This window comes from Nocardia tenerifensis NBRC 101015, from assembly GCF_000308715.1.
Taxonomy (GTDB): domain Bacteria; phylum Actinomycetota; class Actinomycetes; order Mycobacteriales; family Mycobacteriaceae; genus Nocardia; species Nocardia tenerifensis.
The window spans coordinates 51,801-69,028 of the sequence record NZ_BAGH01000119.1 but is presented as its reverse complement, the minus strand read 5'-3'; the positions used below and the strand labels follow the sequence as shown (position 1 = coordinate 69,028).

The following is a 17,228-nucleotide window of genomic DNA, read 5'->3' as shown; positions in this document are numbered from 1 at the left end:
AGGATGTCACCCCCGCTGGCTGCTGGGATGGTGGAACGGCCAAAATCCGTTCTCCGTCTAGATCAACGGCGAGACCGTACTGACGTGTGCCAGCCGTCCTATCTCGGCGAGACCAGGATGTGGTTGGCGGCCGGTGCTGTGGCACGAGCGGACTTGGTGGTGGATCACAACTTCGGTGTCACATCTTTCGACTGCAACAGTCGTGTCCCCCAGCAGCGGAGTCCCGCTGAGTGGCCAGGCTGAAATCGCTTGAGCGACGAGAGCGGCCGGCGGCAGAGTATGTGGGCGAGTAAGCGACACTGAGCCCCAGGGCAGCGTTACCTCAGTTCACCACCGAGGGGATCCGATCAGCATGAGTAAGCGCCTGACCGACGATCAGTTCGTCGAGATCACCACGGCTATTAACGCCGGATACGGGGTCGATGTCGAACCGCCAAACTTGAGCCCCGTAGCGAAGAAATTCCTGGGGCCCGACGGCGGGATACTGTCGCTGCTCGCCGCACTCCGGTCAGAACACGAGCGCACTGCTAGTCATCCGTGTCCGCCGCCGACCACCATCGACAATGCTGGCGCGTACTGGAACCAAATTCCTAACACCCAGATTGCCGCGCGCCGCGGCCCCGAAGACCAACAACATTTCATCGTTGCGGTGGATCGTAACGCTGACACCAAGCTCACTCCCGAGCAAGGTCGACTACTCGCGGCGTGTATTCATGCCGCCAACGAAGCTGCCGACGGCAAACCTGTCGAATGGAGGCAATATCGTGTGGCCGAGCCTCGCGAGCTCGGAGCGATCTGGACCAACGGCTCGTTCAGCCTCGAACGGATCGAGGCCTACCGCGCCGAGAAGATCCTTGAAGGTGCGGTCCTCATAGTTCAGCACCGAGTGTTCAATACCCTGGCCGACGCGGTCGCCGCCGATGACGATAGCGGGTGGGTGATCTCAGAGTTGGACGGCGGTTCTGTGCCGTAATTGATCCACACAGGTGTCAGCAACGAGGGGGCGGATCGGCTCTCGGTGGGTATTCGAGAAGTTCCCTCACCACGAACCCGGTCTGACCATGAGTGTTGCGAACCTTCACCCAAACTGACGAGTCTTGCACGATCGCCTCGCAGAGCGCGACGACCTTCTCGTTCGTCTTGACCACTCCGTAGCTCGTCCGCGAGTCATAGCCGGGGCCGGACTGCAATACGCCACTTAGGCCTAACTTGCCGATATCCAGGATGGTCGCGTCGATCGACGTTTGAGCTGGCGGGCCATCGGCCTGTGTCGGAAACCACCACGCGCCCAGACCAATGATGACTCCCAGAACGGCACACACGCCGCCAATCACTTCCCAGTTCGCTCGCGAAGGTGATTGTCCCACTATGTTCTCCGGTTGTGGAAGCGGTATGATCGACATCGTATCCGCACATGAATAGCCACGCCTAGACCGAAACTCGTCCCACGTCAGCACTCGTTTCTCGCTACTGCCGCGGCTCTTCGGGGCTTGCCGCCTGATTCCGTCTGCGCGGATTCTTCCATCCAGCCATGTCTTCGCCATGCAGCTAATGAACTGTCGCGCTCGCTGTTTCGACATCGTTCTCTTTGAAGTGTCTTCGCGTGCCTACCCGTCAGTCGGAACAAGTCCGGTTGCGGCCGACACCATCCACCACCAGGTGAACTGGCTAGTTCCGTCGGCCGGCGCCGGCTCGGCGCGCGTCCGGTTCCTGCGGCTACTTAGCGGGCGAGGAGGTCGGCGGGTGAATAGCGTTCCGTAGTTTTCCGGCGGCTCGCTGGTGGGCCGCCAGCGCAGCTGTGAGACCACCGGCGATCACGCCCGCGAAAACTCGATCTACGATCACGGGACGGTCCATCAGCATATTCACCAGCGCCCCAGCGGCAGAGATCGTCGCGAGCAGCAGCGCCGCCGCAATGTCGAAGCGCTGGCCGAGGAGATAGCTTTCGACGCCGGGTCGAATGTCGTCGGCGAACCCGCCCGGTTTGAGGATTTGAGCGGCGCGCCACACGGCCAGTGCCGCAATGATGCAGAACACGGTGAAGGCGCAGAACCAGGCGGTCATTACCGGTACCGGACTGGACAAAGTGGTGAGTTTGTTGGCCAAGATGCCAAACAGCAGGAATTCAAGCATTCCGAGTACCAGCGGGATCACCACGTCGACCACACCCGGAACCAGCGGCGGCAACAACACCGAACCGACCACGGCGCCTGCGTACGCGGTCGCGACCGCGAGCAGGCTCGCGACCCACAAAACCCAGAAGCTGGCCTGATAGTCGCGGTACTCGGCTGGTTGACTGATGAGGCTGGCAGCCGCGAGACCTGCAGTTCCCAGCGCGAGGCCAACCAGAATGTTGTGCAGGTTCAGGTATCGATCGATGAGGTAGGTGTTCAAGCGGGCTTGGAGTGCGACCCTGTTGATCTGTGCCATTCGCGATCCGACCTTTCCCGCGCGGGCCAAGCCAAGGCTAGACCTGTTCGCGCAGTAGAAAACCGGGTTCCGAAGTCTTCGGCGGATGCAGGCGCGCGCACCGGTCCAGATACAGCGAGTTCGACTCTGTTCTCGCGGCCGGGTCGAGCTCGGGCGTGGACCCAGACGTTGGTAGCGGCGTATGCCGGTGGCCCACCGGATCCGCGTGGCATGGGCGACGCGCCGTCGCTGGGCATCAATCTCTTCTGTTGGCGGAGGGTTTGTCGGACAATGGCTGCACATTGTTCAGGGGGATCGAATGGATCGAACACCGATACTCGCTGCGGGGGCGATCATCGCGTGCTGGCTGACCGCGTGTGCTCCAGCCGATACGCCGGCGACAGTCACATCCAGTGTGACCGGATCGCCCGACTCCGCGACCGCTCCATCGGCCGGAACATCCACTGCCGGAGCGCCTTCCGAGAGCACCGGAGCACCGCAGTCGTCACCGCCGCGGGTGTCGGACCGTGTGCCGATATCGGTGATCGCGACCACCAGTGAACCGCCTCCGCTGATCCCGTCCACCGTGCCGATCGACCCGGCCGTCGCCGGTTCGGGTGTCCGCATAACGACCTCCCCACCGGTGATTCCGCCGACCACGCCGATCTTGCCTGGCCGCTCGGCCGATGACGGTTTCGGCATCGTGACCGAGCCACCGACGTACCAGGAACTGCCGCCGCCGACCGAGGCGGCACCGCGCCCGAGCGCGAACCCCGGCAAATGAGCCGGGAAGCGGGCGACCCGCCTGGGGTTCGCCGCGCGTTCACTGCCGCGGGAACGATCGCGTCCCAAGGCGCGGTGGTCGGCGCGGTCCTGTACTACTTCGGTGTGGTTTATACCCGCGCCTGGTACGGGTACTTCGGCGTGGATGTCGGGATGCTCGGGCTGTCGGTGCCCGAGTACCTGATAGGCAGCCTCACCAGCAGCTACTGGCCCGCCGTAGTGGGCTTGCTGATCGTGCTCGCCTGCTATGGCCTGCGCGGTGTCCCGATGCTCGTCGCCGTCCGCACACGACGGCCGCGCACCATGCTGCGCCGGTGGACCAGCACGGTCGCCGCTACGGGCACGGCGCTGGCGATCATCGTGGGATTCTCGGTCCTCCGGCGAGACGACCTGCCGCAATGGATGGGGACCTATCTGCCGATCATGCTCATCATCTCGGTCGCGCTTATCGGCTACGCCATCGCGCTGCGCGAAACCTACCCCGGCCTGCTCAGCATCCGCCGGAGCCGGCGACGTCCTCGATCCACCCCGTGGTTGCCGATCCTGGCGTTGCTGGCACTGGGGTTCCTGGCCGTGTTCTGGTCGGTCGGCTCCTACGCCCGGCATCGCGCCGTGGTGGAGGCGGAAAACGAGATGAACACCGGATTCGGAAGTCGCCCGGTCGTTCTGCTACTCAGCGTGGACCCCTTGCTGATCGAAGGCGGCGGGGCCACGGTCCGCCCCATCACCGCCCCCGACCAGAAATTCCGTTACTCCTACAGCGGTCTGCTCCTGCTGGCCCGCACCCCGGACCGCTACTTCCTGATCGGCCACCAATGGCGAAAACCGCAACGCCATCGCGTCTTCATCATCAGCAACAACGACAGCATCCGCGTCGACCTATCTCCGCACCCATGACACCGGGACCGCTGGCGCCAGAGCCGGATCTCGGGGCCGAGCTCGGCGGCCGGGAAGGCTAGCACGGGCCGATCAGTGGTCGCGAGTCGTTGGCCGAGGCCGGTCGGCTGCCGAGGTTTGTTTGCGAGGCGGCTGTTATTCGAAGTCGCGTGATTTCATCGTGCTGAGCCGCCAGCCGGGAAATGGACAGGGTCTTGAATGTGGTCAGCTCCTCGATGGCGGAGTCTTTCTCCGCGATCCTGACTCGCAGCCGCGTGTTCTCGTGCTGGAGCCGGGAGATTTCGGTATCGCGTGAGTCAGGGCCGTGGGTGTTGTTGTGTTCGTGTAGTTCTCGGCGGCGGTTGAACTCGGTGGCGAGATGTTGGTAGGGGCCGTCTACTCCGTTCTTGGGGTAGAAGCCGGTCCTGCTCACTCCGGCTTGTGCGGCGAGGGTTTTCAGATCGAGCTTTCCGCCGGGGGGATCTCACCGCGCAACAGCCTGTCCATCGCCGCTTGGATCCGGTATTCGGCTTGCCGGCGCTGCCGATCGGTAACTCTCACGGCTTCCTCCTTTCCTGTCAATTAGGTTGCAGCTGAGTCGATCTCGTCGAGGACGTGCTGAGCTCGGTCCCGTTCTGCGCTCAGGCGTTCTCGCTCGGCGCGCTGACCGCGGTGCGGCCACGGGTATTTGGATGAATATCGCGCCTACGGTATGCGCGGATCGTCTTACGTTGAGGGAGTGCTTGCCTTACCGGGGCGCAGAGCGTCCAGCCGTGTTGCGAGAAAATGTGACCCACCTAACAATTCGGGGTGCCTTCGCTCGGCCGCTGACACGTCATGTTCTGCCTAACGGCGCTATGACCTCCGGCTATGTTCCAAGCGGCGGAGTTCGGATACATGTATCTTAACTCCGCTGTTAGGAAAGCGGTTTCGGCGGCTTTTTGGTGTTCACGCAGTAGTTGGGTGCGCCCATCGGATAGCCTGGTCGCGACCTCGAACTCAGCGCTATGCGAAGTCGAGATCCACAGTTCCTCTTGTGGGAGCGGAGTGCGATTCGACACCCGGTTGGATCGTAGCCGCAGTCCTAGAAGAGGAGTTGTGTTCGATGCCGAACAAGTCAGACAAGGTATCGGAGAAGACCTCGGCAGCCACGGATCTGGCTGCCGAGGTCTCGATTCGTTGTTCAGGTCCGCTGATCATCCTGCTGCTGATCATATTGCTGCACTGAGGTGATCTGGGGGTTGGTCGCTGTTGGAGCAGCGGCCGCCCCCGCTTCCTGACGGTCCCACTGTATCGAACAATACAGTTTCGTGTATTGCCTAGCATGCAGACTATGGGGCCTGACATGCGGCTACGACCCCTAGCGCTCATGACGCCGGCGATTTGTGTAGTCCATAAGCTAGGACATGGTGCGCGCTACGGCGTCTCGGCAGCCTTACCTGGCGCCGACCCGTCGAGGTGTGGCTGCTCGGGTCGCGCGGGTGCTACGGGAATGCGCGTACGGCGTGCTGGAGCTCGGGGAGCTGGGGCGGCAACCACGTTGACGGTCGGCGGGGCGGCATGAGGGATGGGCTCGGCCTTACGCAGGGACATCAACCTCCATCCCGGGTGTGCTGAGGGCGGCGAGCGCGCTCGGTGCGGACACGCGTGGACATCAAGCCGCCCGCCTGGGACCGCGCTCATCTAACTTGGTCATGAGTTATCGATTTCGGGACGCGGTCGAAGCCGTGGGTGGTCGCCTCTGACGACTTGCGCGCACAGCTCGGATAGGCATGCGTGCGCGCGGCTACAGCCCTCGGCGACTATCTGAACGGTCGCGGTAGTCACCGTTTCCCGAGGTCTATTCGCGGTTCGCCCTCAAAGCTTCCGGCACATTCGCCACCTGGCTATTCGCGGACTATCGGTCCGCGGAACCAGCAATAGGGCAACCGTGTGCCTGGATAGTTGAGGTAGAGGTTGTAGTTCGCGTGGGTGCGGACGGCGACATCTTCGGTGTGTTGAGGTTCGATGAGGTAGTCGACGACGGTCCCGCTGATGGTGGTCGCGGTCCATGTGGTGAGCAGTTCGTCGTCGCTGTCGTAGATGTCGATCCAGGAGGTTGTCCCATTCGGTAGCGGGGTGCCGGTGACCTCGAAGCGCTGAGTGAATGCCGCAGAGCGGCTGAGGATGATCGTGGATTTGTTGGGGCGATATCCGAGGTAGTCAACCATGCGATCTCCAAGCGACGGAGTGGGCTGTGCGGTACGGAATTCGGCGTGGCGTGGGTAAGTCGTAGGGAACCCAACGGGTTCGGCCGACGTCATTGGGCCCTACGCAGCCAAAGGGCACATCGGCGAAGTGGATACCGGAGGCAAGGTCGCCGCTGTCCGCGAGCCGGTCCACCAGCGAACGGCGATGGAACACAGCTTCGTGTTGGTCGTAGTCGGAGCCGGAAACCCAGTCGGGTTGGGTTACCTGCACCGGTGAGTGCAGAGCTTCGCCGAAAACGACCATGCGGCGTCCCCAGGCCCGGATCACCTATGCGGTGTGGCCGGTGGAGTGTCCGGGGATCATCATCGTCCGAACGCCGGGGAAGATCCTGGAGCCGTGGGTGATCGGGGGGCTGGCCTGCGATGGTGTCGAGGACCTGCCGGTTAAGGAACCTGCCATTCGCTCAGCCGGGGAAGGTGTCATCATCGCCGGGGTCAGTGAGCGCCACCAGCTCCATTCGTATTCGCCGATATGGATGAGCGCGTTGTGGAATGGCGGGCGGTCATTGCCGGGGTCCGGCCGAGGTGGTCGAAGTGCAGGTGGGTTATGGCGATGCGTCGATGCGTCCGAGCCGACGACGCCGGCGAGGTTGTCGAGCACACTGCCGGAGATCGTGGCGCCGGTCATCGGGTTGGCAGGGTTTTCTGGCAAGGTGATCGGCCCGGCTCCGGCGTCGATGAGCGGGGCACGGCGGCCGCGCTGTACGAGTAGGCCACCGAGCCCGGCGACGAGGTGCCGTTCGCGTCGAGATATTCGGCGTTGGCGGTCCAGTCCTCGTCAATGGTCTCGGGTAAGGAGTCACGGGGTCTGAGGCCGACGTGACCGTCGGGGATGTCGGTGAGCCGGTAGCAGCCGAATCGGATGGTGCGTAGCCGCGGTGGCTGGTGGAGTCGTTCGGTGTCATCGGTTGTGGTGGAGAGTGTTTCGGGCATGTGCGCCTTCCAGGTGTGCGGGTTGGGTGGGCGGTCAGCCGAGGAGGAACCAGGGCCACCAGTGGTTGGTGCCGAGGTGAGCTGCGCTGATGAATGGTGGCGGGAATGGGAGGCCGGGGCCGTTGCCGCCGCCGTTGTAGCCGCGGGTCCAGTAGTAGGGGTGGGCGGGCTGGGTTCCCCAGGGCTGGTTGATGATCCAGCGGGCGACGGTGGCGAGTTGGTAACCGATGCCGAGGTAGTTGGCGAGGAATCCGACGCCGTAGACCTCGCCTTGGCGGGCGTTGATGGTGGGGATGTCCCAGCGGTATTGGGTGGAGGCGTAGTTGAGGACGGTTTTGATGTCGCCGCTGTCCCAGATCAGCGACAGGTCGCCGTTGTCTTGGTTGAGGCGGTAGACGGCGACGAAGGCGCTGTTGACGAATGACCATCCGGCGGGGCCGATGATGAGTCCGACTTGGCGGTATTCGCGGTCGCGGGTGGCGCGGATCATGCCGAGTTCGAGTGCGCCGGTGGCGGGTTGGTAGAAGGGAGGCTCGGTGAGTTTGCCGTCTACGTTGGGTTGGCGGGTGAGCAGTGCGAGGGGGAAGGTGGTGTCGTCGGTGGCGGTGAGGTTGGCCCACAGGGGGATGTCGGTGGGGATTTCGTCGTAGGTGGGACGGGCTTGGATGGGTTGGCGGACTTCGCGGCGGTGGGTGTTCTGCGCGCCGGTGTAGGCGCCGATGACTCCGGCGCGGATGGCGGCTTTGGCGTCCTCGGGTGATTGGTCCTGGAATCGGCGGAAGGCGCCGAGGTTCCAGGATCCATCGGGTGTGGGCTGGTTGGGTGTGGTCATAGTTCGGTGGCGAGCCACTCCGGGATGACCGGTGGTTCGGGCGCTTTCACGTCCGGGGCGAGCAGGCCGGTGAGTTCGGCACGGTGATGCAGCAGGGCGCGGATGAGGCGCACCATGGTGCGGAAGCGTTCGATGTCGGTGCCGTCCTGGGTTTCCAGTTCGGTGACGCGGTAGCGGAGTTTGCGGACCTGTGCGGCTTGGCGGGCGGTGAACGCACCGATCACGGTGGCCAGCGCCACGCCGAATGCTTGGACGAGGTCGGCGTTGAGCCATCCCATCGCCTTACTCCGGCTTCTGGGCGCGGTGACGGCCGACGTAGGGGTCGGAGTCCAGAGTTTCGAGGATGACCTGGATCTTGTCCTGTACCTGGGCGAGCACGGTGGTGACGGCGTCGATCTTGTCGTGCGCGGCAGCGACCGAGTCCACGACGGATTTGCCGTCGAGCTGGGGCCAGCCGGTGGGGTCCAGGCCGGGGCCGCGCTGGTGACGCGAGTCGGGGCCGGCGAGCTGATCGACGGCCCAGGAGGCGTGCATGTCGATGGAGGCGAGCAGGTCGGCGAGGGTGACGGGGTTGCCGTCTTTGTTGATGATGATGTCGGTGAGCTGCATATCGGGGTCCTGTCTGAATAGGTGGGCGAGTTGGTCTCGGCCGCCGCGGATGGCGTTGACGTCGATGCGTTGTCCGCCGATGGCGGCGGTGGAGGAGAACTGGAGGATGGCGATGTCTTTGCCGCCCATCGGTTCCCAGCCGGGATGAGCGTCGCCGGGGTAGAGCTGGGCGGGGGTGCCGACGCCGGTGACGTAGTGGCTGTTCCAGATCGGCACTGGCAGACCCGACAGGTCGGGTGCGCCCATGTGGTCGCGCCAGTGCCAGCGCGGCAGGTAGATCGGTAGCAGCGTGAACCCGCGTACGGTGAGGGCGTCGACGCGGGCGAGCAGGTCGGTGATGGTGAGTGTGCCGTTGGGGTCTTCGTAGTCGATCTGGATCGGGATGGTGGTGTCGCCGAGGTAGCCCAGGGCGGCGTCGGCCTCAGCGTCGGGGGTGGTGTCCAGGCGGCAGTAGATGTAGCCGCCCCAGAATTCGAAGTGCGCACCCATCTGCTCGCGGGCTCTGGGCCACAACGGATCTCGCCATGTGCTTTGACAGATCTTGTGGGTGGCGAAGCTCATGCCTTCGGCGGCCGCGCGAGCGAAGTCGAACTCGCCTTGATGGTTGCTGATGTCGATACCGAACGCGGTCAATAGGTCTCCTTGTACGGGTGGATAGGCCGCTCCGTCGAGCTGCGGCACAGGGTCCATGCGGTCGGGGCCAGGCGGGCTGAGTACGCTGCGGTGCCATTCGAGGTGCAGGTGCGGGGCGACATTGCCGTTGCGGGTGCGGTCGGGTTCGATCTCGGCGATCGACTGCCCGGCTTCGACGCGCTCACCGACCGCGACGTGTGGGCGGACGTGGCCGTAGACGGTGGTTCCTGCTCCGTCGGCCTCAGGGTGGTCGATCACTACCCACTGGCCGAATCCTCGTGCCGGGCCGGCGTGGACGACGGTGCCGCCCTGGCAGGCGTAGACCGGTAACCCTGCCGAGCCCCCCCGGCCAGCCGAAGTCGGCACCGAAATGCCAGCCGTCCTCGCGTGGCCCAAACGGTGAGGACACGATGTGACCTCGCGGGAGCGGCCAATAGCGTGCAGACATGCGAACACCTTTCTCGGCTAGTCGTTTTCAGTCACGCGCGCTGGTAGCGCGACAGGATTGCCGGACGGGCCTTGCCGAGGTGTGTCTCGATGGCCAGCACTCGTTCGCGTTCGTCTGGTTCGGCGGTGCGCAGGTAGGCCAGGACGGTTTTGACGCTGCGCCGGGTCGGGTCGAAAGGTGGCGGTGCGTCGTTGGAGGCGCTGGCTTCGGTGGTGACCGGGTAGGTGACCGGCAGCATCGGCGCGGGCGGTGGCTCCTCGGGCACGGTGCCGGTCAACCCGAGGGCGGCGGCGAACTGTTGGCGTTGCCGTAGCGGAAGTTCGGCGACGAATCTTCGGACGTCGAAGACGTCTTCGGGGTCGGGCTCGTCGATGTCGGCCCACGTGCCGGGTGAGAGCAGCCAGTGCGGGTCACCGGCGCGCGGTGGCCGGTACTTGATGATGGGTTCTTCGACCGGGCGTGCACCGCAGTCCCACAGCCGGCGCGAGACCGCCCGCAGGTGTTGAACCGGCAGCAGCAGTGGCGCGCCCTTGAGTCCGGGAAGCCCGACGAGCATCCACAAGAAGGCTTCTTCGGGATTGGCAGGGTCGCAGTTGCCTCGAATTGGGAACTGTCCGTCGGAGGACATGGTTTCATCACCTGACCTCTATGGCCTTGAGACAACGTCGCCTGCACCCTGTTGGTGTCTGCCAATCAGCAGCGTTGAGCTAGGAGGACTCGCTCGAGTTGTTTAGCGCGCACGATGATGTCTTGTCCCCATCGAGCTGCTCGGTATCGCGCGTACTATTCGGCTCAGCGTCGCGACGTGCCGCCGATGCTTCCGACAGCGTCGGCTGGTGAGGGGAGACAACACGATGTATTCGTTGACTCAAGCCATTTTTGCTCTCGATCCGTCGATCGCCCCGACTCCGGTGCCTACTCAGGGCTCCGCAACACAGAATCCTTGGATGCCGATCGCGACGCTGATCGCAGCTATCATTGCGGCCCTAGTGGCGGGCATTGGGGTGTGGTTACAACGCAAGTCTGGACGCGAATCCGCTGCCGCCGCAGAGCGATCGGCGAAAGCAGCAGAGCGCTCCGCCGATGCCGCGACAGCAGCAGTTCGTGTCAACGAACAAACTTCCATCACAGTCGCCAATCGGGCTGCCGCTGACGCACTTGCCAAGCGCTACCAGGACGCGGCGGCGCTCCTTGGTCACGACCGCGCAGCCGTACGCCGTGCTGGTGTATATGCGATGGCGCGATTGGCCGACGACTGGCCCGAGCAACGGCAAGTATGCGTCGATGTGCTGTGCGGCTATTTGAAGATGCCGCCCGTCAACGAGAAGTCCGAACCGGAGGTTCGTGCAGCCATAACTGACGTGCTAGCAGCCCATCTACGCCGCGATACGACCGAAGTGAGTTGGTCAGACCTTCGAATCGACCTGTCCTACGCCCATCTCGACCAGCTCGACTTCTCCGACACGGTGTTTCGGCGCAGAGTGAACTTCAGGGAAGCGATGTTTGCCCGCACATGTCTGATGGACAAGGCCGAATTCGCTGAGGGCGCCGATTTCGATCAGGCCAGGATCGGGGACGGCGGCCTGTTGCGGATCGAGCATTGTGTACTCGGCGGCAAGACGACCTTCGACGAGTTCGTGATCGAGGACGAGGCGCATCTAGTGCTAATGCAGGCGGCAGGCGGGAGGATTTCCGGGCTTCGAATCGATATCCGCGGAAGGCTTTTCATCGTCCTCAACATGGAACACAGTGGCGAGTCTTACGACCTGACAGGAGCGTGGATCGGGGCCGAAGGGCGATTGCAGATCCAGCCATCGTCCCTTGCATCGGCTCTGACGCCGGGCAGAAGAGTTGCGCTGAGTGGAGTTCATATCGATGCCGTCGGCGCTGATAGTCGGATAGATATTGCCCAGATTTTGATAGATGCGCAAGTGGTGTACTGGGATCCCGTCAACCCTGCCCCTGAGCAGTGCCTGACATTTGTCCCTGATCCGCTGGCGCGGCAACAGCGCATTGACCGTCTGCGTTCCACGGTCGATCCGTAGCGGCGACAGCAACCAGCGGCGACCAAGGTCTCATGCAAGCACCCCCAATTCGTGTACACCAGCGACGAGGTCGGAGACCATGCGAGGGTGCGTTGGCCGCGGTCTTTGTTGCCGGTGGGATCGCCGACGACGGGGGCGCCATTCGGGGTATTGGTCACGATCCCAGGCCAAAGTGAGTTCGCGGACGCGGTCGAGGCGGATGGAGTAGGTGTCATCACCTGGCGCGGTGGCGCCGATGCGGTCACCGATGAACCAGTGCCCGCCCTCGCCGATGACGAAGGGTGCGCCGTCGCGCACGGTGATCTCGTGGGAGAACCACGAACGGGTGTCGTGGAAGCCTTTGCGCAGGGCCATCATTGCCGCGATCGTGTAGGCACGGCCCGGTGAGGCGGCGAGGTATTCGAACAGCCTGGACCAGCCCCAGTTCTGTTCTCTGGCAGTGGATTTGACCGCATGCCAGGCCAGCAGCGCCACTTGGTACAAATGGCGCAACAATGCGTCGGTGGCTTCCCCCGATTGGCGGGAGCACGATGGCGGCGGCCAGGAGATCGCCGGCCATCTGTATGGAGGCTGAGAGCCGCTCGTCGGCAGAGTGTTCCGGCGGCGAGGTCGTCGGCGAAGCTGGGCGGTGCGACGACGACCGACCAGGTCGACATGTCCAAACCGACCCCGCCCACGGCCACCCGCGAAGACGACTCCGTGGTCATATGCGTCGCCCACGCATTCCGCCGACACGGGCGCCTTCGGCGACAGCGCCGCCGCCGGTGTGAGCGTGATTAGCCAGCGGCGCCGGGGTGTCTTTCAGGCGGGGACCTTGACCGACGACCCCGGACGAAACCGCGCCCACGCCCGTACGGTCGACAGCGGGTTCCCCGCTTGCGCAGCAAGGTGAGGTACGAGTTGGAACCCGGCGGCCCAGTGGTGCGTCCTATAGTTCGTAGGCGCTGTTTCGCCTGCCCTACGAGGGGAGACTGCATGTCCGATGAACTCCAGGTCGAAGTAGCCCGGCTCCGTGATGCTGCTCGGTTCATCGCAGACAAAGCCCAGACCATCAAAGATGGGGTTGTGCGGCTGGATAACACCATCGGCAAGGAGCTTCTCGCCGATGGCTGGCAGGGCAAGGCCGCCTCTGCATACGACGAGTCCTGGGTCGAGTGGAAGCAGGGGGCGGAAGAGATCGTCGCTGCGCTCGAGGCCTCGGCGCGGAATCTGGTCGATGCGGCAATCCGATACGAGATGCGGGACGTCGGCAATAAGGACGCGATCGTCCGAGCTGGTGAGTAGGAGTAGATCATGGCGGGCGAGGACTACAGCTACCGGGTGAATCTCACCCAGCTCGACGACGCGATCGCAACGATGGCAAAATTCGGTGCCGACGTCGAGGGTTGGCTCCGTGAAGTGGACCAACACGTCGCAGATCTGCATTTGTCGTGGTCGAGCCAAGCCGCCACCGCGCAGCGTGCGGCGCACGATCGGTGGATGGCCGGTGCCGACGAGATGCGCGAGAACCTCGACGAACTGCGCGCGGTGGCGCGCCGGGCGCACACGAACTACACCGGAGCCGCTGAAACGAACTATGGGATGTGGCCTTAGTGGCACCGACGTTCCCGATCATCGTGTGTCGGCACGAGGACTACAACTCTGCCGGTGCAGCCTTCGGATCGGTCCGCGACGGCGGCACCGAGGTGCACTCAGCGCTGGTGCGGACGCTAACCGGCTACGCGGGAATGGCTGGCACCGATGACGCGGGCACCGAATGGGCCACGGCATACGACGAGGCGGTGGACCTTGCGTTGAAGGCGTCGGCGAAGCTGGTCGCCGCGTGCGGGCGTACCGGCGATCTACTTATCGCTGGTGCCTACAACCATGCATCGGGCGAAGCGGGTGCCAATCTCGGTGCGGTTTCTCCTCCTGCGACACCGACGTTGAGTTCTGAGCCGTGCCTGGCGCTGTTCACACCCTCGGCGTCCGGGGCGAGTGGTGATGAGCCGTTCGGTTGGTCGCTGGTCAAGGCTGCCGCCGGGTTGGCGTGGCCCGACGGTCATCAAGATCAGCTGCGCGAGGCGAAGACCGTGTGGTACGACGCGGCCGCGGCCCTGGGCAACTCCGCCACACCGATACCGGGGGCTATCGGGCTGCTCGAAAACCAGCAGTCACCCGAGATCCCCAACGCGATCAGAACATGCAACGAGATGGGAGTAGATCTCGACCAGCTGGCTTCGTCCTATCGGGCGATCGGTGACGCTTGCGGTGAGTACGCACAACACCTCGACGACGCTCATCACGAGATCTTGGCTGAGCTCCGGCAGATGCTGATCGAGACCGCGGCCGTGGAGTCCGTTATTTCGGTCGGTGCGTTCTTCACCGCAGGGCTGTCGGAGCTGGGTAACTTCGGTGTGGCGGCGCGAATCAGCATGTACACCGCGCGGATCGGCAGGATTATCACGGAGCTCGTCGCCAAGGTTGCTGTAGTCGCCCGCCGCGTGAGCAGTGTCATCTCCAGCCCACTCAAGGCGATGTTCGCCAGACTCGGCCGGTGGCTCGAACAGGCCGTCGCGAAAATCTGGCGGGGCAATGAGGCAGCACCCCAGTTGTTCTCCCGGAGTGCGGCAAGAACAAACATGGAGGTTTTGGAGCACGGCGGTGACGTGGCCATGACCGAAGAGTCGATCATTGCGCTCGCCCAGAAGGCCGGGATCGACATGACCGGAGTGGAGATCAACATCGTCCGCGACACCGAACAGGCCCGCTATCTCGATTATTGGGATGCTTGTGCGCAGACCCCGACCGAACGAGCGGGGCGCCAGATCCGCTTCGGCCCCGCATCTTTCATGGACGAGGAGACCATGGTGGCAACGATCGCACACGAAATGACTCACGTCCGTCAGCTACGTGAAGGGGTGGACCTCGGCACCGGGGCGATACGCGATCTCGAGGCCGAGGCATATGCCAGTGAAGCCGGTCCACTGGCCCGATTCAGAGGAGCGAAGTGATGAATGATGTCGACTTCACCGTCACCCACGTGTGGGATATCAAAGACCGCGCTGGACTATTGGTCACCGGCCGACTGGCCTCCGGTGACATCAAGGTAGGCGATGTCCTCTACGACTCGGCCAACGGCGCGACAGTGAGTGTGATCGGGGTCGAGTTCCATGGCGGGCGACATCCGGGAGAATTCACACTCGTTGTCGACCGTCGCGACACCAGTAACGTGCGGATCGGCCAGCTGCTGGTCAGTCAGCCCAGTCACGCATCAACCGATCCCCAGACACCATGACCAGCCTCGCCGAGTGGAACGAACGCACGCAACGTGAACTCGCCGAGATCCGCCGCGAAGGCGACCGCCTGGCGAAAGCCGCCACTGCCATCCGTGGCCGCGGTGAGGCCCGGGGCGTCGTCGTCGAGGTGAACGCCGAAGGCGACATCACCAACTTGCAGATCGCACCCGGTGTAATGCGGTGGTCGAGTACGCAACTGACCAGCACGCTGCTCGATTGCCATCGACAGGCTCGCGCGAACGCGGCAGCCGAAGCCGAAAGGATTTTAAAGGCCGTTGATCCCCGGCTGCAGAACCAGATCCGAGAACTAAAGGGCGAGACGACTCGACTTCCTCGCCGGGATGACTCCGGTCGGCCGATGACCGAGGAACAGATCCAGGCAGCCGATGATGCCTATTTCGACCGGATGAACCAAGGGTGGGGACACAGCCGCTGACCTGACGGACCGGCAGCCGATGCCGGGAACCGAGCGAACGGAGCTGGTGAGTGCAACGCGTCGAGTCGATCTCTGTCGACGGGCTGAGACTGGACACTGTGATCCACCCCGCATCTGGCGAAATGGACCGAGGGACGGCGCTCTTGGTGCATGGCATCGCCGTGGACATGGACGAGGGCGGCGGAATGTTCGTGCGATTGGCCGAGCAGCTATCAGTTGCAGGACACGATGTGGTGCGGTTCTCCTTCCGCGGCCACGGAAACAGCGGCGGTACACAACATCGTCGCCGTCGGAGATTGATCAGTCGCCATGAGGCGGCTGGGTGGCGAGGGCGACCGGCTCGCTCGACAGCAACACAATATGAACAAAATAGATACTGACTTCGCGTACGAAACCTCAAATCCGCCTAGCCGGGGCTGGACCTTGGTTCAACCCGTGCGGTACGGCAACGTTGCGGCCCGAGTAAAAGAACGACGGATCAGGAAAGAACGGATACGGGGAACCCCCACGCAGGTTACCTACGTCCGCCGTTCGCGGTCCCTGTCCACGGGCTTGTTGCTTCGGCAGGAGAACGGGCGACCACTTTCGATCGATGAGTTGCGGAAGTCTCTGCGTGCGTCGTGTCGGATCGCGTATGTCGGCGAGGGCAAGCAACGGCGACGCGTGCAACATGTGACCCCCTACCTGTATCGGCACCGGTATGCCAAGCGCATGAAGGCAGGCCAGGCACCGACTGCCCCATAAGGCCCGCATTTCCGCGTAAAGCTCACGCGTCATGGGTGGCCTGCGGGGTCATCGCCGACGGGGACGCATAGCGCCCTTGAGACGTGAGGGCGGCGGCGTTTACGGCGTAGCGCTTCCGTCACCACGACACGACTACAACTCGGTGTTTCGGTTCGACGACGAGATGATCGTTCAATATGCACGCCTACGGCTTGCCAGATGCCTACACACCGGCTGTGCATCTCCGTCAACTACCCGCCTTCTACTCGCAAAATGCATTGGTGAGTCAGCGTTGTTCTGGACAACACTCGCTGTCACAGCGAGCATCTTCGCTGGTAGATGGCCATTGTGGGGCGGGCGGGGCTCGAACCCGCGACCAATGGATTATGAGTCCACGGCTCTAACCGACTGAGCTACCGCCCCTCTTCTGCGGGTGTACCGCAGGCGTGGGGGATGCTACCGGCTCGGGTGGGGCTTGCACCACTTGGACCCGGGTGGCGGTTAGGGTTGGGGTCCGGCAATTGTTCTGGAGGGGTCGACCATGGCGAGTGTGTTCGCGAATGTGCTGAAGGCGCATCAGTGGGTGTATGAGCACAGTGGCGGGTGGGTGGGGCATCGGTTGCTGTTCGGCAACCCGACGCTGCTGCTGCGCACGGTGGGGCGTAAGACGGGGCAGCCGAGGACGTCGGCGTTGACGTACGGGGAGGACGGCACGAGCTATCTGGTGACGGCGTCGAACGGCGGCTCGCCGCGGCCGCCGGGGTGGCTGGCGAACGTGAAAGCCAAGCCGGAGTGTGAGATTCAGATCGGGCGGCGCAGGATGCGGGTGGTCGCGCGGCCGACGTATCCGGACGATCCGGACTACGCTCGCCGGTTCGCGATCGCCGACAAGGTCAACAAGGGCCGCTACAGCGAGTATCAGAAGATGACGAAGCGCCCCATCCCGGTGGTGGTGCTGACACCGGTGAGCTAGC

The 17,228-nt window shown here is 63.7% G+C and carries 23 protein-coding genes and 1 tRNA gene; 11 read left to right on the top strand and 13 right to left on the bottom strand.

Features of this window, described 5'->3' with window-relative positions; genetic code table 11:
* Positions 1 to 352 precede the first annotated feature (352 nt).
* A complete protein-coding gene (locus ON39_RS48615; RefSeq protein ID WP_146251259.1) occupies positions 353 to 973 on the top strand; it encodes a hypothetical protein in 621 nt (206 codons plus the stop codon).
* A 16-nt stretch (positions 974 to 989) separates the two neighbouring features.
* Here ON39_RS48615 and ON39_RS48610 read toward each other — a convergent pair whose 3' ends face one another.
* The 3 genes from ON39_RS48610 to ON39_RS48605 form a co-directional block, all read right to left on the bottom strand.
* Entirely contained in the window at positions 990 to 1,403 is a 414-nt protein-coding gene (locus tag ON39_RS48610) for an SH3 domain-containing protein (protein WP_146251258.1), read from the bottom strand.
* A gap of 313 nt (positions 1,404 to 1,716) precedes the next feature.
* Positions 1,717 to 2,430: a hypothetical protein gene (locus ON39_RS09880; protein ID WP_040733088.1), complete on the bottom strand. Its 714-nt coding sequence runs from the start codon at positions 2,428 to 2,430 to the stop codon at positions 1,717 to 1,719.
* A 285-nt stretch (positions 2,431 to 2,715) separates the two neighbouring features.
* Positions 2,716 to 2,994: a hypothetical protein gene (locus ON39_RS48605; RefSeq protein ID WP_169335874.1), complete on the bottom strand. Its 279-nt coding sequence runs from the start codon at positions 2,992 to 2,994 to the stop codon at positions 2,716 to 2,718.
* 1 nt (position 2,995) lies between these two features.
* Between ON39_RS48605 and ON39_RS48600 the strand changes: the two genes are divergently transcribed.
* Positions 2,996 to 3,193: a hypothetical protein gene (locus ON39_RS48600; protein WP_169335873.1), complete on the top strand. Its 198-nt coding sequence runs from the start codon at positions 2,996 to 2,998 to the stop codon at positions 3,191 to 3,193.
* Entirely contained in the window at positions 3,190 to 4,089 is a 900-nt protein-coding gene (locus ON39_RS09870; RefSeq protein ID WP_040733086.1) for a hypothetical protein, read from the top strand. The genes ON39_RS48600 and ON39_RS09870 overlap by 4 nt, the downstream gene beginning before the upstream one ends.
* 58 nt (positions 4,090 to 4,147) lie before the next feature.
* On the opposite strand, the gene ON39_RS09865 is transcribed toward ON39_RS09870, so the two are convergent.
* A complete protein-coding gene (locus tag ON39_RS09865) occupies positions 4,148 to 4,501 on the bottom strand; it encodes a hypothetical protein (RefSeq protein WP_051186465.1) in 354 nt (117 codons plus the stop codon).
* A gap of 672 nt (positions 4,502 to 5,173) precedes the next feature.
* On the opposite strand from ON39_RS09865, the gene ON39_RS50460 reads away from it, so the two are divergent.
* The gene (locus ON39_RS50460; protein WP_255219247.1) at positions 5,174 to 5,296 is read left to right on the top strand and encodes a hypothetical protein; all 123 of its coding nucleotides are present in this window, start codon (positions 5,174 to 5,176) and stop codon (positions 5,294 to 5,296) included.
* A gap of 658 nt (positions 5,297 to 5,954) precedes the next feature.
* Here the strand turns inward: ON39_RS50460 and ON39_RS09860 are convergent.
* From ON39_RS09860 to ON39_RS46735, 7 genes are all read right to left on the bottom strand, one after another.
* Positions 5,955 to 6,278 carry an LtfC-like domain-containing protein gene (locus ON39_RS09860; RefSeq protein ID WP_040733085.1) on the bottom strand — a complete coding sequence of 108 codons (324 nt, stop codon included), beginning with the start codon at positions 6,276 to 6,278 and terminating at the stop codon, positions 5,955 to 5,957.
* 307 nt (positions 6,279 to 6,585) lie between these two features.
* The gene (locus tag ON39_RS48595; protein ID WP_146251256.1) at positions 6,586 to 6,945 is read right to left on the bottom strand and encodes an MBL fold metallo-hydrolase; all 360 of its coding nucleotides are present in this window, start codon (positions 6,943 to 6,945) and stop codon (positions 6,586 to 6,588) included.
* Complete coding sequence (locus tag ON39_RS45755) at positions 6,942 to 7,250, bottom strand: hypothetical protein (protein WP_051186464.1); 309 nt, start codon at positions 7,248 to 7,250, stop codon at positions 6,942 to 6,944. Before ON39_RS45755 ends, ON39_RS48595 begins: the two co-directional genes overlap by 4 nt.
* A gap of 34 nt (positions 7,251 to 7,284) precedes the next feature.
* The gene (locus ON39_RS09850; RefSeq protein ID WP_040733084.1) at positions 7,285 to 8,082 is read right to left on the bottom strand and encodes a hypothetical protein; all 798 of its coding nucleotides are present in this window, start codon (positions 8,080 to 8,082) and stop codon (positions 7,285 to 7,287) included.
* Positions 8,079 to 8,360, bottom strand: a complete 282-nt coding sequence (locus ON39_RS09845) for a hypothetical protein (RefSeq protein WP_040733083.1) — start codon at positions 8,358 to 8,360, stop codon at positions 8,079 to 8,081. The genes ON39_RS09850 and ON39_RS09845 overlap by 4 nt, the downstream gene beginning before the upstream one ends.
* A 4-nt stretch (positions 8,361 to 8,364) precedes the next feature.
* A complete protein-coding gene (locus tag ON39_RS50020) occupies positions 8,365 to 9,690 on the bottom strand; it encodes a peptidoglycan DD-metalloendopeptidase family protein (protein ID WP_246003069.1) in 1,326 nt (441 codons plus the stop codon).
* Positions 9,691 to 9,803: 113 nt separating this feature from the next.
* Positions 9,804 to 10,400, bottom strand: a complete 597-nt coding sequence (locus tag ON39_RS46735) for a phage gene 29 protein family protein (protein WP_083894353.1) — start codon at positions 10,398 to 10,400, stop codon at positions 9,804 to 9,806.
* 319 nt (positions 10,401 to 10,719) lie between these two features.
* Between ON39_RS46735 and ON39_RS45745 the strand changes: the two genes are divergently transcribed.
* On the top strand, positions 10,720 to 11,817 hold the full coding sequence (locus ON39_RS45745) for a pentapeptide repeat-containing protein (RefSeq protein WP_146251255.1): 1,098 nt from the start codon (positions 10,720 to 10,722) through the stop codon (positions 11,815 to 11,817).
* Positions 11,818 to 11,847: 30 nt separating this feature from the next.
* Here ON39_RS45745 and ON39_RS51730 read toward each other — a convergent pair whose 3' ends face one another.
* A complete protein-coding gene (locus tag ON39_RS51730) occupies positions 11,848 to 12,537 on the bottom strand; it encodes a Gp37-like protein (protein WP_484192930.1) in 690 nt (229 codons plus the stop codon).
* 255 nt (positions 12,538 to 12,792) lie between these two features.
* On the opposite strand from ON39_RS51730, the gene ON39_RS09815 reads away from it, so the two are divergent.
* Genes ON39_RS09815 through ON39_RS09795 form a run of 5 tightly spaced genes read left to right on the top strand, consistent with a single transcriptional unit; the run spans position 12,793 to position 15,531 of the window.
* Complete coding sequence (locus ON39_RS09815; RefSeq protein WP_040733079.1) at positions 12,793 to 13,101, top strand: WXG100 family type VII secretion target; 309 nt, start codon at positions 12,793 to 12,795, stop codon at positions 13,099 to 13,101.
* Positions 13,102 to 13,110: 9 nt separating this feature from the next.
* Positions 13,111 to 13,410 carry a WXG100 family type VII secretion target gene (locus ON39_RS09810; RefSeq protein WP_040733078.1) on the top strand — a complete coding sequence of 100 codons (300 nt, stop codon included), beginning with the start codon at positions 13,111 to 13,113 and terminating at the stop codon, positions 13,408 to 13,410.
* Complete coding sequence (locus ON39_RS09805; RefSeq protein ID WP_040733075.1) at positions 13,410 to 14,810, top strand: WXG100-like domain-containing protein; 1,401 nt, start codon at positions 13,410 to 13,412, stop codon at positions 14,808 to 14,810. Before ON39_RS09810 ends, ON39_RS09805 begins: the two co-directional genes overlap by 1 nt.
* The gene (locus ON39_RS09800) at positions 14,810 to 15,094 is read left to right on the top strand and encodes a hypothetical protein (RefSeq protein WP_040733074.1); all 285 of its coding nucleotides are present in this window, start codon (positions 14,810 to 14,812) and stop codon (positions 15,092 to 15,094) included. The genes ON39_RS09805 and ON39_RS09800 overlap by 1 nt, the downstream gene beginning before the upstream one ends.
* A complete protein-coding gene (locus tag ON39_RS09795) occupies positions 15,091 to 15,531 on the top strand; it encodes a YbaB/EbfC family nucleoid-associated protein (RefSeq protein ID WP_040733072.1) in 441 nt (146 codons plus the stop codon). The genes ON39_RS09800 and ON39_RS09795 overlap by 4 nt, the downstream gene beginning before the upstream one ends.
* A 1,072-nt stretch (positions 15,532 to 16,603) precedes the next feature.
* Here the strand turns inward: ON39_RS09795 and ON39_RS09790 are convergent.
* Positions 16,604 to 16,677 (bottom strand) — tRNA-Ile (locus tag ON39_RS09790).
* 118 nt (positions 16,678 to 16,795) lie between these two features.
* Here ON39_RS09790 and ON39_RS09785 point away from each other — a divergent pair.
* A complete protein-coding gene (locus ON39_RS09785) occupies positions 16,796 to 17,227 on the top strand; it encodes a nitroreductase family deazaflavin-dependent oxidoreductase (RefSeq protein WP_040733070.1) in 432 nt (143 codons plus the stop codon).
* Position 17,228 lies beyond the last annotated feature (1 nt).